The 20111-nt window shown below is 71.1% G+C and carries 14 protein-coding genes; 10 read left to right on the top strand and 4 right to left on the bottom strand.

The annotated features are described in order from the left end of the window. Positions 1-9: 9 nt before the first annotated feature. Complete coding sequence (locus tag ACFXJ8_RS30610; RefSeq protein WP_379647447.1) at positions 10-249, top strand: hypothetical protein; 240 nt, start codon at positions 10-12, stop codon at positions 247-249. On the opposite strand, the gene ACFXJ8_RS30605 is transcribed toward ACFXJ8_RS30610, so the two are convergent. Beyond that, positions 246-2204 (bottom strand): CehA/McbA family metallohydrolase, encoded by a 1959-nt coding sequence (locus ACFXJ8_RS30605; protein ID WP_379647446.1) that lies wholly within the window; start codon positions 2202-2204, stop codon positions 246-248. The genes ACFXJ8_RS30610 and ACFXJ8_RS30605 overlap by 4 nt on opposite strands. Positions 2205-2407: 203 nt before the next feature. On the opposite strand from ACFXJ8_RS30605, the gene ACFXJ8_RS30600 reads away from it, so the two are divergent. Genes ACFXJ8_RS30600 through ACFXJ8_RS30585 form a run of 4 tightly spaced genes read left to right on the top strand, consistent with a single transcriptional unit; the run spans position 2408 to position 10257 of the window. Beyond that, positions 2408-3898 carry a TIGR02677 family protein gene (locus ACFXJ8_RS30600; RefSeq protein WP_379647445.1) on the top strand — a complete coding sequence of 497 codons (1491 nt, stop codon included), beginning with the start codon at positions 2408-2410 and terminating at the stop codon, positions 3896-3898. Further along, positions 3888-5078, top strand: a complete 1191-nt coding sequence (locus ACFXJ8_RS30595; protein WP_379647444.1) for a TIGR02678 family protein — start codon at positions 3888-3890, stop codon at positions 5076-5078. Before ACFXJ8_RS30600 ends, ACFXJ8_RS30595 begins: the two co-directional genes overlap by 11 nt. After that, entirely contained in the window at positions 5075-9058 is a 3984-nt protein-coding gene (locus ACFXJ8_RS30590; RefSeq protein WP_379647443.1) for a TIGR02680 family protein, read from the top strand. Before ACFXJ8_RS30595 ends, ACFXJ8_RS30590 begins: the two co-directional genes overlap by 4 nt. Then, on the top strand, positions 9052-10257 hold the full coding sequence (locus ACFXJ8_RS30585) for a TIGR02679 family protein (protein ID WP_379647442.1): 1206 nt from the start codon (positions 9052-9054) through the stop codon (positions 10255-10257). The genes ACFXJ8_RS30590 and ACFXJ8_RS30585 overlap by 7 nt, the downstream gene beginning before the upstream one ends. Here ACFXJ8_RS30585 and ACFXJ8_RS30580 read toward each other — a convergent pair. Further along, positions 10223-10678: a hypothetical protein gene (locus ACFXJ8_RS30580; protein WP_379647441.1), complete on the bottom strand. Its 456-nt coding sequence runs from the start codon at positions 10676-10678 to the stop codon at positions 10223-10225. The two genes, ACFXJ8_RS30585 and ACFXJ8_RS30580, sit on opposite strands and share 35 nt — an antisense overlap. Positions 10679-10755: 77 nt before the next feature. Here ACFXJ8_RS30580 and ACFXJ8_RS30575 point away from each other — a divergent pair, with 77 nt between their 5' ends. Together ACFXJ8_RS30575 and ACFXJ8_RS30570 are read left to right on the top strand one after the other, a co-directional pair. After that, positions 10756-11613, top strand: a complete 858-nt coding sequence (locus tag ACFXJ8_RS30575) for a hypothetical protein (protein ID WP_379647440.1) — start codon at positions 10756-10758, stop codon at positions 11611-11613. 105 nt (positions 11614-11718) lie between these two features. Then, complete coding sequence (locus ACFXJ8_RS30570) at positions 11719-14010, top strand: helicase-associated domain-containing protein (protein ID WP_379647439.1); 2292 nt, start codon at positions 11719-11721, stop codon at positions 14008-14010. 4 nt (positions 14011-14014) lie between these two features. Here ACFXJ8_RS30570 and ACFXJ8_RS30565 read toward each other — a convergent pair whose 3' ends face one another. Then, positions 14015-16117, bottom strand: a complete 2103-nt coding sequence (locus ACFXJ8_RS30565) for a hypothetical protein (protein ID WP_379647438.1) — start codon at positions 16115-16117, stop codon at positions 14015-14017. 190 nt (positions 16118-16307) lie between these two features. Here ACFXJ8_RS30565 and ACFXJ8_RS30560 point away from each other — a divergent pair, with 190 nt between their 5' ends. The 3 genes from ACFXJ8_RS30560 to ACFXJ8_RS30550 are packed head-to-tail and all read left to right on the top strand — an operon-like array spanning position 16308 to position 19614. Next, positions 16308-16700: a hypothetical protein gene (locus tag ACFXJ8_RS30560; RefSeq protein WP_379647437.1), complete on the top strand. Its 393-nt coding sequence runs from the start codon at positions 16308-16310 to the stop codon at positions 16698-16700. A gap of 1 nt (position 16701) precedes the next feature. Next, positions 16702-19131, top strand: a complete 2430-nt coding sequence (locus ACFXJ8_RS30555) for a DUF4132 domain-containing protein (RefSeq protein WP_379647436.1) — start codon at positions 16702-16704, stop codon at positions 19129-19131. A gap of 39 nt (positions 19132-19170) precedes the next feature. Then, entirely contained in the window at positions 19171-19614 is a 444-nt protein-coding gene (locus tag ACFXJ8_RS30550) for a hypothetical protein (protein WP_379647435.1), read from the top strand. Here the strand turns inward: ACFXJ8_RS30550 and ACFXJ8_RS30545 are convergent. After that, entirely contained in the window at positions 19544-19981 is a 438-nt protein-coding gene (locus ACFXJ8_RS30545) for a GNAT family N-acetyltransferase (RefSeq protein ID WP_379647434.1), read from the bottom strand. The two genes, ACFXJ8_RS30550 and ACFXJ8_RS30545, sit on opposite strands and share 71 nt — an antisense overlap. Positions 19982-20111: the final 130 nt, after the last annotated feature.

Raw genomic sequence — 20111 nt, 5'->3', positions numbered from 1 at the left:
GGCCGCCGCATGCGCAGCGTCACGCCCACCTTGCGGTCGCGGCCACGCTTGTCGGCCCCCTGCCTGCTCCTCGCCCACAAGCGGCGCGCCGTCGCTGTCTGCTACGGCTCGGTCTGGAATGCCGGTTACAACCGGGGCCGCTCGATGCTGGCGACGCTGTCCGAGCGGGTCGACGTGGAGGAGTGGGTGGAGTTCAGCGGCGCCGACTTCGCCGCCTACCGGCAGGTGGTCGCGGACGAGGATCGCTAAGTCGTGCGGAGTCTGGCCTCGTAGACCGCGCGGGCCCGCTCGTGCAGGTCGCGGTGCGCCGTCCGCTGCGCTTCGGAGGTGAACCGGCCGTCCGATCTCAGCAGCCGCTCCAGGAGGTCCAGCCAGCGCAGGCACCATTCGACATCGGCACGCCTGGCCACGGGCCCGCCGACGTAGATCGGGCTCGTGTGCGCGTAGCCGCCCATGGGGTGGAGCGATCGCGGATGTCGCCGTCCGCCCGCCACAGCGACCACATAGGTCGGCTCGCGCACCGTGAGCTCGGCGGTCAGCTCCGCGGGGCCGCCCTCGGCCAGGACACCGTCGGCGGTTCTGATCTGGAGCCACTCGACCTCGGGGCCGACGGTTCGTGCGGTGATCACGACGGTGTCGCCCTCGGCCGCCCGTACCGTGTCGCCCGGCTGGCAGCCGTCGATGTCGAGCTCGAGCCAGGGGCCCGTGGTGGCGAACGTGCGGCCGAGCCGTACGGCTTCGGCGAAGGACCGCGCGGTCAGCGGCCCGTCGACGCGTGCGTACACGCGCTCCCAGCCCGGTGGACTCGACGCGGTGCCGCGCCGTGAGATCGACAGGACTGCGTCGGTGCCCGCGGTCACGGCGAGCCGGTTGCCCGCGCCGACGAGCCGGCGGTAGACCACGGCCGTGGCCTGAACGGAGGAGTGGTTCAGTACGTCCAGGCTGTCGATCAGGCCCAGTGCCGCGTCCACCACGATCTCCCTGGCCGAGCAGTTACGGCCGGCGGCCACGGCCAGGTCCGGCGGGTCGGTGTCGGTCAGATCGGTGTGGAACGGATGGCCGTAGCCGGTGATCGCGTCCAGGCCGCGCAGCTCCGTCAGCGGCACGCTGTTGGGGTGATTGTCCGGGCTGTCGCCGAACCCGCTGTGGAAGTGGGTGGGCATGCCGGTGAGGCCGAAGGCGCTGACGTGCCCGAGCAGGTCGTTGCGGTACTCCACGCCGAACCTGGCCACGTGGCGTCCGTCGGACCAGGGGAGGTCCCGTCCTACCCACGCTTCGAGCAGGTCCTTGTCGTAGACGCGGTCGCCCGCCACGTTGCCGGCGACCAGGTTCAGGACGTGCAGGTCCTCGCCGAGCTGCGCGGCGGCGGCGCGTTCCGTGGTCGCCGGGGCGTCGCCCATCCAGTTGAGGTGGACGTGCAGATCGCCGCCGTACCAGCCGCGTGCGGCCGCGTCGTAGACGCGCTCGGGTGTCAGCTCGACCGTCACCTCCTCGCCTGGCGGCGGGGTGACGTCAACGGTGGCCGTGCCGTACTCCATGCCGCGCGTCACCGACACCGTGAGGCGCTCGGCGGGCACGTCGAGCACCAGGTCGTCGCCGTGGAAGTACGGCCTCAGGTGGGCGTCCAGCGCGCGGACGGTGCCCGCCGGATACCATCCCTGCCCGTCCACGCCGGTGACGCCCCACCGGCACGCGAACCCCGCTCGCAGGCGCAGCCGGGCCTTGGGCGCCCGCCGGGCGAGCGGGGACAGGTCGATCGGCCGCTCGGCGACGACCACGCTGTCACTGGTGATCTCCACCAGCCTGGCGCCGCCCGCGGGCACGGCGTGCGCGACGCCGTCGACCGTCACGGTGACCGTGGACGTCACCTGGGAGTCGAGCAGCAGCGTCGTCGCGAGCGGCGTGTCGTCCAGTACGGCCAGCGTCCTGGCCTCCAGGCGGCTGCCCTCGGGGGTGAGGCGCAGGGCTGCCAGGTTGTCCAGGACATCGCCGCCCAGCGCGTCACGCACCACCCGGTCCAGGTCGAGCTCGCCCATCCGCGCGTCCATGTCACGACGAGCGCCGCCGAGCTGGCGGAAACACGCGGTCCAGTAGTCGTAGCCGTTCATGAGGTAGGCGCTCGTGCCCACCTCGCCCACGTAGGGGATCAGCTCCTCGCCCCAGGTGATCCCATGCTGTTCGAGCAGACGGCGGTACTCCTCCACCCGGTCCTCCTCAGTCGTTTTCCACGGTCGATGGATGAGCAGGCCAGGGCCATGCCGCAACCCGCCGAGGATTCCAGTGACACTTCGCGATCTTCGATATTGAGGTCGCACGAGGACTTCGGCAAGGGTGCTCGGCGCGATCCGAACCTCTGCCGGAAACCGTGACGCGGGACGGTCTGGTAACGGCATACTGACGTATTGTTATGTCTCATTCGCGCACTCAGGCCTTTGCCTATCTCGGCGCCCCCAACGCCGACCTCTACCGCCGGATCATGGGCGGGTTCATGGCCAACAAGCGCCGCTTCGTGGTGCACCTACGGCCGGAGGACGTCGCGGAGACACTTCGGGGCGACGGCGGTGAGCCGGTCGTCCAGGAGCAGGTGGACAACGCGCTGAGCAGCCTGCGCGACTGGGGCAACCTGCGCGCCGATCCCGACACCGGCAGAGTCACCACGGTGGAGGACTTCTACCGTGCGCGTTACCTCTACCAGTTGAGCCGTGAGGGCGAGGCCGCCGAGCGGGCGCTGGAGATATTCGACCGCGAGCTGGGGCGCAGGGGTGAGCTGCAGGCGGTGGCGCTGGAGGACATCCGGGTACGGCTGCACGCGCTGTCGGCCCTGGACGCGCGACCGGATCCGGCGGTCGTGCACAATCTGCTGCTGGAGGTCATGAGCAGGCTGGACAGCCTTGCGGCCAATGCCAGCGCGTTCATGGGCGGTCTGCAGCGCACCATCGACTTGCAGGACATCGAAGAGGAAGCGTTCCTGGCCTACAAGGATCGGCTGATCGCGTATCTGGAGCGGTTCGTCTCGGAACTGGTGGTCAAGGCGTTCGACATCGCCGACAAGATCCGGAAGCTGGACGGGATCGACACCCTGCTCAGGCTGGCCGCCGAGCGTGAGGCGGCTGATGTGGCGCCTGACGAGGAAGACCCAGCGGAGGCGAAGCTGGCGGAGTGGCGTAATCGCTGGTCGGGCCTGCGGTCGTGGTTCGTGGGCGATCGCGCGCGCCCCTGCCAGGCCGATCTGCTGCGGACCCGGGCGCGTCAGGCGATTCCTGACCTGCTGGCCACGATCAGCGTGCTGCAGGAACGCCGGGCGGGTCGGAGCGACCGGTCGGCTGATTTCCGGGCTCTGGCACGTTGGTTCGCCGAGTGCCCCACTGAGGCCGACGCGCATCGCCTGTGGCGGGCGGCGTTCGGCCTGACCTCGGCCCGGCACCTGACGGTCGAGGCCGAGGAGTCGGACGGGGTGACGGCGACCACGAGCTGGCTGGAGGCGCCGCAGGCGGAGATCTCGGTACGGCTGCGCGCCACGGGAAGCTACTCCCGGCGGGGCGCTCCGAGCAAGGTCGTCAACCGGAGCAAACAGCGCGAGGAGTTGGCGGTGTTCGTGGCAGCCGAGCGAGAGCAGACGGAGCTGGCGCGTAAGCGGCTGGCCACCGGGCAACCGGTGCTGTTGAGCGAGTTGGGGGAGCTGGACCCGGTGGAGTTCCGGCTCTTCCTGCGGCTGCTGGGCGACGGGCTGGCCGCGGGGCCCGGTGAGGTGACGACCAGAACCGCGGACGGCAGCCTGGAGGTCCGCCTGAAGCCGGTGGACGGCTACGCCGAGATTCGCACGGAGGACGGCGTGTTGCGCGGGCCGGACCACGAGCTGACCATCATCGACCTGATGGCGGTGCCGCATGGCGGCTGAGGTCGGCGACGTCCTCGATGCCCAGCGTGAGGAGGAGCGCCGCAGAGCCATCCGCGCACTGTTGCGCCGTCCGCTGCTCACACCCGACGCTCCCGATTACCGTCTGGTCCGCAAGCATCAGGGGTGGCTGGCGGACTGGTTCGCCAGGGAGGCAGGGTGGACGCTCCATGCCGACACGGCGGTGGCCAGGCTGCGCAAGCTACCGGCCCGTCACCTCGACGGCACGCGGGCCGCGCAGACCAAGGGGAAGGTGGCCTTCAGCCGCCGCCGCTACGTGCTGACCTGCCTGGCTCTGGCCGCCCTGGAACGCGCCGACAGCCAGGTGACGCTGGGCTGGCTGGCCGAGCGGATGCTGGCCTTCGCCGGCGACCCCGACCTGGTCGCGGCCGGGATGGTCTTCACCCTCAGCACCCGTGAGGAGCGCGCGGACCTGGCGACCGTGGCCGCCCTGCTGATCGCGGTCGGGGTGCTGGGCAAGGTGGCGGGCGATGAATCGGCCTACGTGAGCGGCTCCGGTGATGCCCTGTACGACGTGAATCGGCGGGTGCTCGCCGTCCTGCTGACCACCAGGCGCGGGCCCTCCATCGTGCAGGCCGCCACGCTGGGCGAACGGCTCGCCGCGATCACCGAGGAGCTTCTCCCCGACACCGAGGACGGACGGAACCGGCTCATCCGGCACACGCTCGCCAGGCGGCTGCTGGACGACCCCGTGCTCTACTACCAGGAGCTGACCGAAGCCGAACGCGGCTACTTGGAACGCCAGCGCGGCCCGCTGCTCAAGCGCCTCACCGAGGCGACCGGCCTGGTGGCCGAGGTCCGGGCCGAGGGCATCGCCCTGCTCGACCCCACCCGCGAGACCACCGACCTGGGCATGCCGGAAGAAGGTACCGACGGGCACGCCACCTTGCTGCTCGCCGAGTATCTCGCCGCGCAGTTGCGGATGTACCCGGGCGCGCCGGTGGAAGCCGACCAGGTCCGTAGCGAGATGGAGCGGCTCGCCGTACAGCATCGCACCCGGTGGCGGAAGAACGCCTCGATCTCGGAGCTGACGACGGGCGCCATCCACCGGCTGGAGTCGCTCGGGCTCGTCCGGCTCCAGGCTGACACGATCATTCCTCTGCCTGCGCTGGCCCGCTTCGGTTTCGGCGAACCCATCATCACCGGAAAGAAAGAGGCATGAACCTTCCGATCGCCGCGACGAACCGCTGGCAGCCGCTGCGCACCGGTCTGGTGGACCTGTTCTACTACGACGACCAGGAGTTCTGGTTCCGTGACGGGCGCATCCTGTTCCGGGGCAACAACGGCACCGGCAAGTCCAAGGTGCTGGCGTTGACGCTGCCGTTCCTGCTGGACGGCGAGTTGTCGCCGAGCAGGGTGGAGCCCGATGGCGACCCCGGCAAAAGGATGGAGTGGAACCTGCTGCTGGGCGATCGGTACGAGGAGCGGCTCGGCTACACCTGGCTGGAGTTCGGCCGGGTCACCGAGGACGGCGAGCACGCCTACCTCACCGTGGGCTGCGGACTGAAGGCGGTCAAGGGCAAGGGCATCGCCGACCGCTGGTTCTTCCTCACCTCGCAGCGGATCGGCGAAGAGCTGTTCCTGATCGGCAAGAACGGCACCGCGCTCACCCGTGATCGCCTGACCGAGGCCATCGGGCCTTCCGGCCAGGTCGTTCAGCAATCCTCGGCCTACCGCAGGCTGCTGGACGAGCACCTGTTCCACCTGGGAACCGAGCGGTACGAGGCGCTCATCAACCTGCTCATCCAGCTCCGCCAACCGCAGCTGTCCAAGCGTCCGGACGAGAAGAGGCTGTCCCAGGCGCTCTCCCAAGCCCTGGCCCCTGTCGATCAGGCGCTCATCTCCGACGTCGCCGCCGCCTTCCATGACTTGGAGCAGCAGCGCGAGGAACTGGCGGCCCTGAAGGACACCCGTGAGCACGTGCGCCGCTTCATGACGCGCTACCAGCGCTACGCCGCGGTGGCCGCGCGCAGGCAGAGCGGAGAGGTACGGCTGGCGCACTCCGCCTACGAGCAGGGTCAGCGTGACCTGAACACGGTGGCCGAGCTGATCGGGGACGCGGCCCGGCGGGAGGCCGAAGCCGCGGCGTCCACGGAGTTCGCCCAGGCCGGGCTGGCCGAGCAGAACGCGGTCAGGGAGGAGCTGGCAGGCGACAGCCGGATCAAGGACCTGGACGCCGCCGAACGGTACGCCGACGAGGCGGACAAGGCCGTCACCGCTGCCGTGGAGTCGGTCGAGGGCGCCGAGACCAAGGTCGCGGAGAGAGCCGACCGGCATACCAGGGCCGAAGCCGCCGCGGAAACGAGCGGGCGAGCGCTCGCCGACTGCCACGCTCGCGCCGTTCCGCTGGCCGAGCGGACCGGGCTGGCGGCGGAGAACGAGAGGCTGCTGGAAACCGGAGAGCCGGTCCAGGCCGCCATCGTCTCGCGGGCACAGGCCATCGACCACGTCACCGCGCTCGCCCAGACCGCCGCCGACCGGGAGCGCGACCTGGTCGCCGCCCGCACCCAGCTGGCCAAGAGCGAGTCCCAGCGCGACACGGCAGCCGACCGGCTCGCCGCCGCACGCGAAGGGCTGGTCGCCGCCATCACCGACCATGTCACGGACTGGCGGCGGTACGGCACGGGCCTGCGTGACCTGCGGATGCCGGATCCCGAGGAGTACGGCCTGGCCGCCTGGGCCGACAGCTTGACCGGGCCGCACCCCGGCGAGGTGGCGCTGCGCGAGGCGGGACGGCGCGCCGAACAGGAGCTGGCCCACGCGCTGGCCGCGGCGAACATGACCCTCACCACGCGCCGCAGCGAGCACGACGAGCTGGTGGCCGAGCGGGACCGGCTGGCCGCGGGCGAGCAGGCCCGGCCCCGCGTGCCGTACACCCGTGGAGAGGGCGTACGCGACGGACAGCCGGGCGCGCCGCTGTGGACGCTGGTCGACTTCCGCGCCGAGCTCGACGCGGACAGCCGGGCCGGGTTGGAGGCGGCACTCGAAGCTTCCGGGCTCCTGGATTCCTGGGTCACCCCGGACGGGCGGCTGCTGGAGCCGGTCGCCCACGATGTGATCGCGCTGCCCGGCGAGCGCGCGCAGGCTCCGCTCAGCCGCGCGCTGGTCACCGCCGACCCGGCGGCGCAAGCCGTACTGGACAGCATGGGCCTGGAGGAGCAGCCGGGGCCCTACGTGTGCGCCGACGGCCGGTGGCGGCTCGGGCCGTTGCACGGCGCCTGGACCAAGCAGAGCGCCGAGTACGTCGGCGCCGCCGCCCGAGAGGAGGCCAGGCAGCGTCGCCTCGCCGAGCTTGCGGCTCTGATCGACCAGGCGGTCGAGCAGGTGCGGCAGGCCGAGGAGGCCGTCGCGGCGCTGACGGCCCGGCAGGATCGGGTGACCGCCGAGCTCGCGGGGCACCCCCTGGACACCGGTGTGCGAGACGCCCATGCGGCGCTCGCGACCGCGACCGCTCGCCACCTGGACGCCGCCGCCGCGGTTGAGGAGCAGGAGAACGAGGTCCGGTGGGCCGAGGACGACCTGGCCGCCGCGGTCGAGGAGCGGGACCGGGCGGCGGCCGATACCCGGCTCCCTGCCGACGTCGGCGGGCTGGCTGAGGTGCGAGAGGCGCTGGCCGCCTACCGCCAGGTGGTCACCGAGCTGGTAGCCGCCGCCCGACTGCACGCCGAACGGCAGGCCGAGGCGCGCACCTGGGCCGGTGAGCTGCGCGCAGCAGAGCAGGAGCGAGAGCGGGCCCGTGAGCTTGAACGCGCGGCGCGACGCAGGGCGGCCGAGGAACACGCCCGGCTGGAGACGCTGCAGGCCGCGATCGGCGCGTCGGTGGAGGAACTGCGCGAACGGCTGACCCGGACCAAGGCCAGGATCACGGCGCTGACCACCGAGCTCAAGCGGCTGGATCAGGCGCACAGGGACGCGGTCGAGCAGCGCGCCAAGGCCGAAGGACGGCAGGAGCAGCTGCGCGAGAACGCGGAGACCGTCTCGCGACGCAGAGAGCAGGCAATCGAGGCGCTGCGCCGGTTCGCCGAGACCGGGCTGCTGGAGGTGGCCTGCGAGGTGGAGCAGACCGGCTCCTGGGCGGCGGACCCGGCGGTACGGCTCGCGCGGCGCGTCGAACAGGCGCTGTCGGACGTCGACGAATCCGACGAGGCGTGGCGACGGGTCCAGGACGAGATCACCCGACGTTACACCGAGCTGTCCGAGGCGCTGACCAGGCACGGCCACCACGCCGTGGCGGGCCTGTCCGACTGGTTCGTGGTGACGATCCAGTTCCAGGGCCGGGAACGGGCACCCGGCGAGCTGACCGCGCTGCTGGACGCCGAGCTGGACTACCGGGAGCGCACCCTCACCGCGCGCCAGCGGGAGATCGTCGAAGAGCACCTGGTCAACGACGTGGCGGCGCACCTGCAGCAGCTCATCGCCGACGCCGATGACCAGGTCGGCCAGATGAACAAGGAGCTGAAGGAACGGCCCACCTCCACCGGGATGCTGCTGCGGATGTCCTGGATACCGGACAAGGACGCGCCGGCCGGTCTGGCCGAGGCCCGCGCCCGGCTGCTGCGCCAGGGCGCCGACCTGTGGTCACCGGCGGATCGGGCGGCCGTGGCGGACTTTCTGCAGGCCCAGATCGAGGCCGAACGGAACAAGGACGAGCACGGCACCTGGGTCGAGCACCTGCGGCGGGCGCTGGACTACCGGACCTGGCACACCTTCGTGATCGAGCGCTACCAGGACGGCCGCTGGCGTCCGGCCACCGGACCGGCCTCCGGCGGCGAGCGGGTGCTGACGGTCTCGTTGCCGCTGTTCGCGGCGGCATCCTCCCACTACCGTTCCGCGCAGCCGTGCGCGCCTCGGCTGGTGACGTTGGATGAGGCTTTCGCCGGAGTCGACGACGACGCCCGCGCCAAGTGCCTGGGCCTGCTGACCACCTTCGACCTGGACGTGGCGATGACCAGCGAGCGGGAGTGGGGTTTCTATCCCACGGTGCCCGGCATCGCCACCCACCAACTGGTGCGGCGCGACGGCATCGACGCGGTCCACGTGACCACCTGGGAGTGGGACGGTGCCCGCGCCGAACGGGCGGAGCGCGAGACCTCCAGCAGCGCGCCTGCCGTACCGGAAGAACCGGAGCGCGGACTGTGGTGAACGATCCGGCCCGGTTGCGCAGAACGCTCGGCGGGCCAGGACTGGAGCGGGTGCTGTCGCGCCTGGCGGACAGGGTCACGCACGGCAGGGACTTCTACGCCCCAGTGCTGCTCACCGAGGTCACCGACGAGGAGCGACGGGCGGTCGCCGCGCTGCTGGGCCGCAAGGACCGAGGCTCCGCCCGGCTCAGCGTGCCCCCGGTGGCTGTTGAGGAGGCCCTCCGCCGGGCCGGGATCTGCGACGACCTCCAGGCGGCCGTACTCGACCTGACCGGGCCGGTGCCGGTGCGCGCCGAGGAACTGGCCCGCGCGGAGCAGGCTCGCGCGGAACTGTTGGAGATACTGGCCGGATGCCGTCACGCGGGCGAGACCTGGTTCACCGAGTGGACGGCCGGCCTGGCCGGCGACGGCACCCTGACCAAGGCGGCACGGCAGGGCGGCGAAGTGATCCGCCGGGCTCGTGCCGTACTGGATCTGCTGCCCGCCGACGCCTGGCCCATCACGGTGCTGGCCGAGCAGGCCACCGGCGACACCAAGGCGCTGTCCGGCACACCGCTGGCCAGACTGGTGGCCAGGGCGCTGGCCGCGCGGATCGGCGCGCCGGTGGACGGGACGGCGGCGGGACGTCGCGCGGTGTGGGAGTCCGCTGGAGTGATCGTGGACGACCTGGCGAGCCAGGTGCTCGTTCTCGGGCTGCGGGCGGCGGGATCGCCGCTGGCGCAGTGGCTTACCGCCGCGGCGGAGGCGGCCACGCCGTTCCGGGTCACGCTGCACCAGCTGGTGACGATGCCCGTACGGGTGACCTCGCCGCGGGTGTTCGTGTGTGAGAACCCCGCGGTGCTGCGGGCGGCCGTGGGCGTGGGGGGCGCGGCGCTGATCTGCACCGAAGGGATGCCGTCGCTGGCGTGCCACCGGCTGGTCGCCGCCTGCGAGGGATCGGTGCGGTGGCGGGGTGACTTCGACTGGACAGGGGTACGGACCACCGCCGATGCCCAGACGAGGTACGGCGCCACGCCGTGGCGGATGGATCTGACCACGTATGAGCGGGCGCTGGGCCGGGGCGAGTCCGAGTCGTTGAAAGGCAGCCCGGCCGGCAGCCCCTGGGCACCCGAACTTGCGGAACGTATGGCGGCTACGGGGCGAGCGGTCATGGAGGAGCGGCTCGTCAGCGAGCTGGTCGAGGACTTGGTGAACGAGTAGGGCACCCTCGAGCATCGGCCGGAGCCACTTCGATCTCGATGCTCGCCGCCCAGGGTAGATCCTCGGCGGTGTCGGTGAGCAGCCACTGCTCCACTTCGTCGCGGAACCCCTCGGCATAGCTCGGCTCGTCGGCAGAAACCCCGATGCGGGCGGCGGTCAGCACCAGATCTCGGCCGAAATAGCGAATGATCAAGGAGCGGTCGTCCCAGGCGGTCACCTCGCTTTCCAGCCCCGCGCAGCCGATCACGCGAAGGGAGCCCGACAAGGGCACCACCAACTGTCGCCCGTCGAGAAGTTCGATCATGACGTCGGCGTCTTTGCCGTGGCCGAACAGGATGATCTCCGACAGCGGTTCCCCAGCCAGGCCACCTCGTGCTGTTGCCGCATGTAACTGACGGATCGTCCTGACGTAGGTGTTCACTGTGCGGACGGGCGCTGCTTGTCCACAGAACGTCGTTCGGCCGCATACGCCGAGGCAGCCCTCACTACGGTCCCCGCATGAGCAAGAAACGAAGGCGTCAGTCCCGCCACAGCGGCGTCACCGGTGTGGCGATACTCCTCGATGAGCTCGACCTGGCCGCCATGAAGGCATACCCGTCGTTCGAGTTCGACGACTACGACCAGTACCTCGCCGCATGCGAGCAGAGCATGCGCTCCATGCTCCATAACGGCCACCGCGTCGTGGTCGAGGCTTTCATCCCGGCCGAATACGCCGAGTTCTGCCAGGCAGAGCAGTTGCCGCCCGACTCGGCCGCGAGCAGGGCCCACTACGCCGCGGCGGTGTGTGAAGAGGTCGATCCGCTCCGCTATGGGGGCGAGCCCATCGCGGAGCTCGTGGCCTCGCTCGCCCATCGCGAAAGGCTTCGGGCGCTCAGCATGCGGGCCATGGACCTGCTGGACCCGCTGCCGCACGGGTCGGTGCTGGAAGCCGAAGATCATGCCGCTGACCTGCTCGTGTGGCTCTCGATTCATGCGGGTCGCGGCGTGCACATGTTTACCTGTCACGTGACCGACGGAGAGCACGACCCGCTGGAGGTGGTCGCCACGGTGGAGTCCCGGAAGCGTGCGATGAAAGTCGTGGACGCGGAGGTCGCTGCACTGTCCTTGATGTTGACGTTCGCCAGGGCCGGCAAAGCCGGAGGGAGTCTCATCATGCGTTCCTTCACCCCCAGAACCGATCCTGGCAGCGGCCTGCCCGTGAAAATCGTCCGAGGCTGGGCCATCAGGGAGGGAGCTCTCCATCCCCTGACGGCTGACGAGATCATGAAGGTCTCTCGCACTGATCCGCGTACTGGTGACTCCTTGCCTCCCGAGCCCGCAGTGGAATATGCCGATTCCCACGTGCCCTTTGCGTAACAAGGCCCGGTGGTTCTCGCTGGGTGCTTGCACTGTCTTCTGCACCAGACCGCCCGACGACGGCATAAGGTCGCCGACCGCTGGCCGCGCTGCGACAATTGGCCGGTGAATGCGGACCAGGCGCTCCTGGAGTTGCTGTCGGGGCTGGATGAGAAGGCGCTGGCGGGCCTGCTGGCCGTACGGTCCGACGTGTTGCGGCCGGTGCCGCCGCGGCGGCTGGCCGAGCTGGCAGATCGGCTGGACACTCCGGAGTCGGCCTACCTGGCGCTGTCCCGGTCGTCGCTTGCCTGCCTGCGGTTCGCCGAGGTGGTTCTGGTGGCCGCTCGCGCCGGTCGTTCTCTCTCCGGCCTGCTGCCGGACGGGTTCGATGACACCGGCCTGCTCGACCAGCTCGAACGGCGTGCGCTGGTCTGGCGGGAAGGCGATCGGCTGCGGATCTGCTCCGCCCTGGACGAGGTGCTGCCCACCCCGCTGGGGCTTGGTCCCGGGCTCGCCGACGTTCTTCCGCAGATCACCGTTGCGGAGCTGACCGACATGCTCAAGCGGCTGGGCGGCACGGGCACGGGTCGCAAGGCGATGCTCGTCGATTCGATCACAGCGCTCCTCACCGATGACGAGCGGCTGGCGGCGCTCGTCGCCCGGGCGCCGGAGGGCACCCGCGAGCTGCTCGACGACTTCGCCTGGCGGGGGCCTGTGCAGGTGCTCGACGAGTTCCCGCACGTCGGCTACCACCATCGGCAGCGCCCGATGACTCCGGCTCGATGGGCGCGTGAGCACGGGCTCGTCTGGAACGTGGACTGGGAAGGCACCGCCGTCATGCCCATGGAGGTCGCGCTCGCGTTGCGCGGGCACGGACACCGGGTGGACATCCCCGCTGAGCCGCCTGCGATCACCTCCACTCCCGTCGCAGCCGAACTCGTCGCGCACGAGGCGTCCGTGGCCGCCCTCCGGGTCCTGGACCGGGCCGCGGCACTGCTGGAGGCCGTGTCGGGGGAGCCGCTGCAGGAGCTCAAGGGCGGTGGCGTCGGGGTCAAGGAGGTGCGCCGCCTGGCAAGGCGACTCGGCTGCGCCGACGACGAGATCCGGCTGCTGCTTGACATCGCCCACGCGGCCGGACTGCTGGTCGCTCAGGAGCGCGACGGCATCTCACCGACCGAGGGCTACGACGCGTGGCTGGCTCTCGAACAGTCCGAGCGCCTCGCCGCGCTGATCGAGACCTGGTGGGCGCTGCCGATCAGCCCCACCAGGCGCTATGACGGCAAGCCGCGCACCCCGATGACCCCGCCCAGCGCAGGCACTCCGTCGAGTGTCATCCGCGAGGTGGTGTTCGGGCTCCTCCCCTCAGACGCGGCGGTACGGCTGCCGCAGGAGGTAGCGACGGCCGCAAGCTGGCACCTGCCGCTGATCCAGCCCGCGAGCGCGTCCGAGGTCGTCCTGTCAGTCCTCGAGGAGGCCAGGCTGCTGGGCCTGGTCGGCGCCGACGCGCTCAGCCCGCTGGGCCTGGCCGTACGCGCGGGATCGGTGGCCGAGGCAGCGGGCAAGCTGCTCGCGGGAGCCCGGCAGCAGGCGCTGTTCGGGGCGGACCTGACCGCGGTGGTCACCGGACCACCCTCCGCCGACCTGGCCGAGGTCCTCGACCGGGCCGCCGACCGCGAATCCGGCGGTACGGCAGGCACCTGGCGGTTCAGTCCGTCTTCGGTACGGCGGGCGCTGGACGCCGGGCATCGGGCCGACGCCCTCGTGGCCGCCTTGACCGAGGTGACCTCGGGGGCGTTGCCGCAGGCCCTGACGTATCTGATCAACGATGTCGCGCGCCGGCACGGTGAGATCGGCGTGGTCGCGGTGGGCTGCTGCGTGGTGGGCGACGATGTGGGCCTGCTGGCCGAGCTCGCCGTCCACCGCAAGCTCGCCAAGCTGCGGCCGCGGCTGCTCGCGCCCACCGTGCTGGCCAGCGCGCTCGATCCGGCGCGGACCCTGGCCCTGCTCAGGGAGGCGGGCTACGCGCCGGTCGCGATGGAGGCCGACGGATCGCTGGTCATCACGGCACCGGCCGCCCGCCGCGCTTCTCAGCAGGGGCTTCGGCCCAGAGCCGCCGTCGTCGGCGCGGAGAGTGCCGCGGCGTGGCTGGTCGGCACGGCGGACGCCCCGGAGCCTGAGCCGAGCTTCCACGGGCTGCGCGAGCTCTTCGCCCGGCACGCGACCGGGCTGGCGGCCGAGGGGCGCGCGCGGACGGCGATGGAGCTGCACTACTACGGCACCACCCAGGTCACCTACGACGGCGAGGATCTCACCATCAGCAGCCCGGAGGTATGCGGCGCCGAGCTTGACGTCTGGTGCCACGAGCTCGCCCGGTTCGTGCGCCTCGACCCGGCCAAGATCAGCGCCAATCTCACGTGACCGGTCAGTTCGTCCTGGTGTTGTTCAGGTGGTCGCCCAGGTAGCCGATCCAGACTGTGGCGGTCGGGCCTCCGGCGTCGTCGTGGAAGTACATGCGCGGGGCGGGATAGCCGACACGCTGCAGCTTGATGTGGGCTTCCATGAAGATCTCGCCGCTCGGGTCGAGCGTCGCGGGCACGGGAAAGGTGCGCTCGGCGCGTAAGGCGCCGTTGCCGGAGACGGTCTCGGATTCCCGCATGGTCACCATGTGCTTGGTGATCGACGGCTGACCGGGGGGCGGCTGGTCGCACCACAGGCGGAAGCCGCCGTTGAACAGCCCCGCCGCCCGGGTGGCGGCGTAGGCGTTGAGGGCGCGCAGCGCGTCCCAGGCCTTTCCGGCCCAGACGCGGCAGTGGCGGGGATGGGTGACGTCGAGTTTGGCCGCGTCGGTGTCGAGGCTGGCGGGGAGGTCGAGGCGGGTGAGCTCGGCGCGGGCGCGTTGCAGGACGTCCCACAGGCTCTCCGGCTCCCAGATCTGCTCGGGGGTGGCCATGCCGTACACCGGCTCGGACAGTTCGGCGAGGCGGCCTTCCAGCCAGCGGATGCGTTCGCGGGCGCGGCGCTCGTCGCCCGCGAGCTCCTCGTAGTCGAGTTCGAGCTGGTCGTGGTCCTGGCGGAGCCGGGCGAACTCGACCTCCAGCGCGGCGGTCTGGCCTTCGGCCTCGGCCTGGAGGTTGGCGCTGGTCTGCTGCAGCAGGCGGGTCTGGTCCAGTTCGCGACGCAGCGCCTCCATGTGCGCCGACATCTTGTGGATCGACCGCAGGGTCTCCGAACCGGCGGCGGTACGGTCGCCACCGGCCATCTCCAGCGCGGCCAGGATCTCGCCGCGCAACTCGTCGGCCACCCGAGTAGCGACCCTGTCCGCCAGGACGGTCAGGTCGAGGTCGTGGGCCGCGGGCCGCAGGTCCGGAGTGCTCAGCTCCGCTTCGGGGGTCTCGTCGCGAGCCGCCACGGGAGCGGGCTCGACCAGACCGGGCTCGACCAGGCCGGGCTCGACCAGACCGGGCTCGACCAGGCCGGGCTCGACCAGGCCGGGCTCGACCAGGCCGGGCTCGACCAGACCGGGCTTGACCAGACTGGGCTCCGGCGGGGACGCGTTCGCCGGGGCGCGCGGCGGTTCCGGTTGCGTGGCCACGTGGTTGGCTGCTCTGGCCAGGACCCGGGGATCGACGGCGAGGGCCGCCAGGTGGTCGCGGAGCGGGGAGTGGGTGAGCCGCGGGGCCGTCCACAGCGCCTCGGGGCTGAGCTTGCCGGTCAGCACGCCGGTGACCGACCGGGCGGCGGTCCTGATGTCGTCGGGTAAGGCACGCCGTACCGACTCGCGAGTGACGCCGCTGATCACCACGTCGAGGGCGCGCGGACCATGGTCGCGCAGCGCGCCGCCGCTGCGGACCTGGTGGCGGTGCGGATAGGATTCCGCGCCCGGCCGCAGGTCGGGCAGATAGGTGCGCAGACCGCCGCCGAAGACCTCCAGGCTCTCGCCGAGAGCGGCGTTCATCTTCACCTGAGCAGGATGGTCGCGCAGCCGGGCGATCAGCGCGACTCCGGCGAGGGCTTCGGCCAGGAGGGCGGCGTTCGCGGTCATGGCCTGCGGATCGCGGGCGTCGGGGGTGAGCACCACGATCGGGACCCGCCGGGCGGGGCTGGTCAGCCAGCCGAGCAGTTCGTCGGTGTTGGTGACGTCGAACTCGTGGGCGGTCGCTTCGAGAGGCACGACGCCGTCGTCGGCGCGGGCGGTGGCCAGGAAGTCGGGCACGAACGCGGGGGCGGCGACCAGGTCGGGGTGGGCGTCGTCGGGGCTGTCGACCGTGATCGTGGCCCAGTTGCGCCGGTCACCCTGGGTACGCGCCCAGGTGATGGTGGTCGTGAGCAGGTCGGGCGGTTCGGCGACGTATCGACCGCAGGACTCGCCGTCGTGCAGGCGGATGCGCGTCCCGCCCACGTTGAGTTCGAGGTCGGCGTCGCCGTCGTCGTCCGGAAGAGCGAGCCAGGTGAGGAACGCGCGGCGGAGCCGGGGGCCGAGCCGGTCGGCACGGTCACGGAGGACAGCCTGGTAGACGCGCGCCACGATGCTCCTTGTCTTTCGCTGCTGCTCGCCAGAATGCTATGCGTAAGCCGTTAAATCCCGACGTGAATAGCAACGGCGATTTCTTGCGGAGCGATGTGGCTTGCAGGGTTGGGTCGGCGCTCGGGTTCTGTCGGCCCCGGCTGATATTCATGGGCGTCAGATGATCTCCGACCCCCCAGGGAGCTACGTCATGGCAACGGTCACGTTCAGGGATGAGACCGCAACCGGCAGACCGCTGGACGAGTTCTCGCTCCCCGGCCTGCCCGAGACGATCACGGCCAGGGAGCTGGTACGGCTGCGCGTCCGCGAGGAGGTCGCCCGCCACAACGCCAACCCCTCGGCCCGGTTCAACGGCCTGGTGCATCCGGTCGACGCCGAGGTGCAGCTGAACGGCTACCGGATGGGCGCCGGGCGGCGGATCGACTGGGAGCGGCAGGCCGACATCGCCGAGCGGGCCTTCCTGCGCAACGGGTTCCTGCTGCTGGTCGGAGATCGGCAGATCGACGACCTGTCCGAGACGATCGACCTGACCGTCGATCAGGTCGTGTCGTTCGTCAAGCTCGTTCCGCTGGTCGGAGGCTGACATGGGCGTTCTCGACGACTTTCCGCGCGCGCATGACCATGTCCTGCGTGAGGTGGATCTCCCGACCCGCGAGGCCTTCGCCCGGTTCGACACCGGGCAGCGGCCCACTGAGGACGACGGCGAGCGGCGGCTGTTCGGCCGCTGGGCGCAGCTGCGGCTCAGCCTGGGCCATGAGGGAGGTCACGACTACGATGCCGACCTGCTGACGATCGTGCGCGAGGTCGCCGACGGCGACACTCCCTGGACCGCCGACGACGCCCGCTTCCTGTGGTCGGCCGCCAACGCGCTGATGACCTGGCGGCACACCAACTACCAGGAGCTGTACCGGATCCCGCTGGCCGCCGTACGACGCCTGGACCACGGCCGGCGCCGCCGGGTCCTGCAGTGGTATCCCGACTGGTTCCGGCGCTGGCACCGCCCGGTGTGGGACGCGCTGCAAGAAGAGCTGGAAGCCGTGCTGACCGAACCCGCCGCGCACGGACCGGCGGGAGCTGTCCGCAACCTGATCTGGGACTGCGATCCCGTCGCGTGCGCCATGGCCGAGGAGTACGGCACGCGCCTGGCCGACCCCGCCGTCCTGCCGCTGCTGCGCCACTGGAACACCGCCAGATCATCCAAGCCCAGCGGCCGATGGCTCAAGACCGCCAAGGCCCTCCTCACTCCCGAGGCCGCCGGGCTGGTGCGCGAGATCCTCGCGCTGGTGGCCCGGCACAGGGAGCAGGCGCTCGACAACGACTACACCTACACGGCGACCGTCTTCCTGCACGAGCGCACCGCCGTACCGGTGCGCGGCATGGTGTGGACGTGCGAGCTGATCGACGAGCCGTGGGTGACCCAGCTTCTTGGCGACGTCGCCCTGACCTGCGGCACCGGGATCGGCGGATCGGGCGCCAACTGCCGCAGCGAGATGCTCGCCAACGCCGCGGTGAACGTGCTGTCCCGCCGCGGCGGGCTCGACACCGTGGCCGCGCTGGCCAGGCTTCAGGTGAAGGTCCGCAAGAAGTCCGTGCTGGCCAACGTCGCGCGCACCCTCGACGCGGTGGCCGCGCAGGCGGAGCTGAGCCGGGAGGAGTTGCTGGACCGCACCGTCCCGACCTTCGGGCTCGGCCCTGACGGGGTGCGCGAGGAGAAGATCGGCGACTACCTGGTACGGCTGTGCGCCGACGGCCTGGCGCTCCGGTTCGTCAACCCGGCGGGCAGGACGGTCAAGTCCGTCCCGCAGGCGATCAGGAAGGAGCCCGCGCTCGCCGAGCTCAAGGCCACGCTGAAGGAGCTCAAGCAGGCGCTCCCGGCCGAACGGTTCCGGCTGGAGCGGGCGCTGATCGAGGAACGCCTGTGGTGCTGGAGCCAGGTGACCGAGTTCTTCCTCGACCACCCGGTCACCGGCCCGTACGCCAGGAACCTGATCTGGCAGATCCCGCAGGGCCCCGCCGGGCTGCCGGTCAGGACCGACACCGGCTGGGAGCTCAGCGATCCGCAGGGCCGCCGCGTCCAACCCGATCCCGACACCCAGGTCCGGCTGTGGCACCCGATCCGCGAGACGGCCGACGACGTGCGGACGTGGCGCGACCACCTCCTCGATGCCGGGGTGCGCCAGCCGTACAAGCAGGCCTTTCGCGAGGTCTACCTGCTGACCCCGGCCGAGGAGCGGACCCGCACCCTCTCCCACAGGTTCGGTGGGCACGTGTTGCGGTATGGCCAGGCCAAGGCGCTGCTGAACCAGCGGGGCTGGACGGGTCTGTCCATCGGCCACTGGGACTACGAATGCGGCGGCGACCAGGGCGAGGCGATCAAGGAGCTGTCCGGCTGGCAGGCCCGCTGGGGGATGCACATCGCCGGCGACGCGGAGGCGGACGGGTGGGGGACGGCCTCGTTCAGCGCCGCCGAGGACATCCGTTTCCACCGAGAGGGTCAGCGGACGTCCGACCGTGACGGCTGGCTCCCCGCCGAGGGCGTGCCGCTGACCGAGGTGCCGCCGCTGGTGCTGTCGGAGGTCTTCCGCGACGCCGACCTCGCGGTGGGCGTCGCCTCTGTCGGGCTCGACCAGCAGGCGACGGGCGGGCACGAGGACTACTGGCACTCCTTCGGCTTCGGGGAGCTCACGGAAACCGCCAGGACCAGGCGCGACGCGCTCGCCAGGCTGCTGCCCCGGCTGAAGATCGCCGACCGCTCCGAGTTGTCCGACCGCTTCCTACGCGTGCGGGGAGACCTGCGCACCTACAAGATCCACCTGGGGTCCGGCAACATTCTCATGGAGCCGAACGACGCCTACCTGTGCATCGTCCCCGGGGCCGATCGCGACGCGCGGGCGGTCTTCCTGCCCTTCGAGGAGGACGGCGGCATGCTCTCGGTCATCCTGTCCAAAGCGTTCCTGCTGGCCGACGACACGGCCATCACCGATCCGTCGATCACGCGCCAGCTCGCCGCCTGAGGCGGTGTCGCCGGGATCACCTCGGGGAATGGTGCCTGCGTGATCGCGGCAATGCTGGTTGCCCTGGCTCTGTCCTGCGGGCTGCTCGACGGATTCGAGATCGGCCACGTGCCCCCGGGCGTGGGGGAGCAGGTGTCCGACTTCTCCTACGAGTGGGAGGAGGTCCGCTTCGCCTCCCGGGTGTGGGAGCGGCGGCTCGACGACGGGAGTCATCGCGTCGACCTGACGGTGCTCGTCCTGCGGGGCGAGCGCCTGTCGACGCCCGCCGCCCTGCGCGCCTTCCTGTCTTCGTACTACGAGGGCGACCTGGCCGACGCTGCCTACCGGCTGGTCGAGCCGGGCGTCGCGGTCGTCGTGAAAATGGACGGCGACCGCTTCGGCCCCGGCGAGCTGCGGGCGACGGCCGCGGGGATCAGGCCGTCCATCTGTAGTGGGCGTCGGGAAGGCCTTCCTCATTCTCGTGGCCCGTCGCGACCAGGGTGAAGCCGTGGCGCTCGTAGAAGCGGATCGCCCCGCCGTTGGCCTGGAAGACGTGCAGGTCGAGGGTGGCCCTGCCGTGCTTCGCCCGCTCAAGCAGGGCGGTCCCGATCCTGGCGCGCTGGGCCGCCGGGGTGAGGTAGAGGTGTTCCAGCCACCCCTCACGCAGCGCGGCGAACCCGACGGCGAGCGCGCCTTCGCAGGCCAGCCACACCTCGTGGGAAGGGAGTACGAGGTTGGCGATCCACCACCTGGTCTCCTCGTCGGTATGCAGGTCCGGCAGGTAGGCCATCTGCGCGCGAGCGGCGAGGAAGACGTCGGCTACCTGCTCGGCGTCCGCCGTACCGGCTGCCCTGATCGTCACGTGAGACACCGCCACACCATGCCATAGCGGACAGGCGGCTGACCCAGGGCTGAAGCGTTCTCGGCTGGTGAGACGGTTGCGGCCCTGGGACGGACGGATCGCTGAGCGGCGCCCCGGTGTGGAGATGACAAACGCGACC

The organism is Nonomuraea sp. NPDC059194, from assembly GCF_042754765.1.
GTDB lineage: Bacteria > Actinomycetota > Actinomycetes > Streptosporangiales > Streptosporangiaceae > Nonomuraea.
The sequence above is the reverse complement of the archived record's forward strand: the minus strand, read 5'-3'. Positions and strand labels throughout refer to the sequence as shown.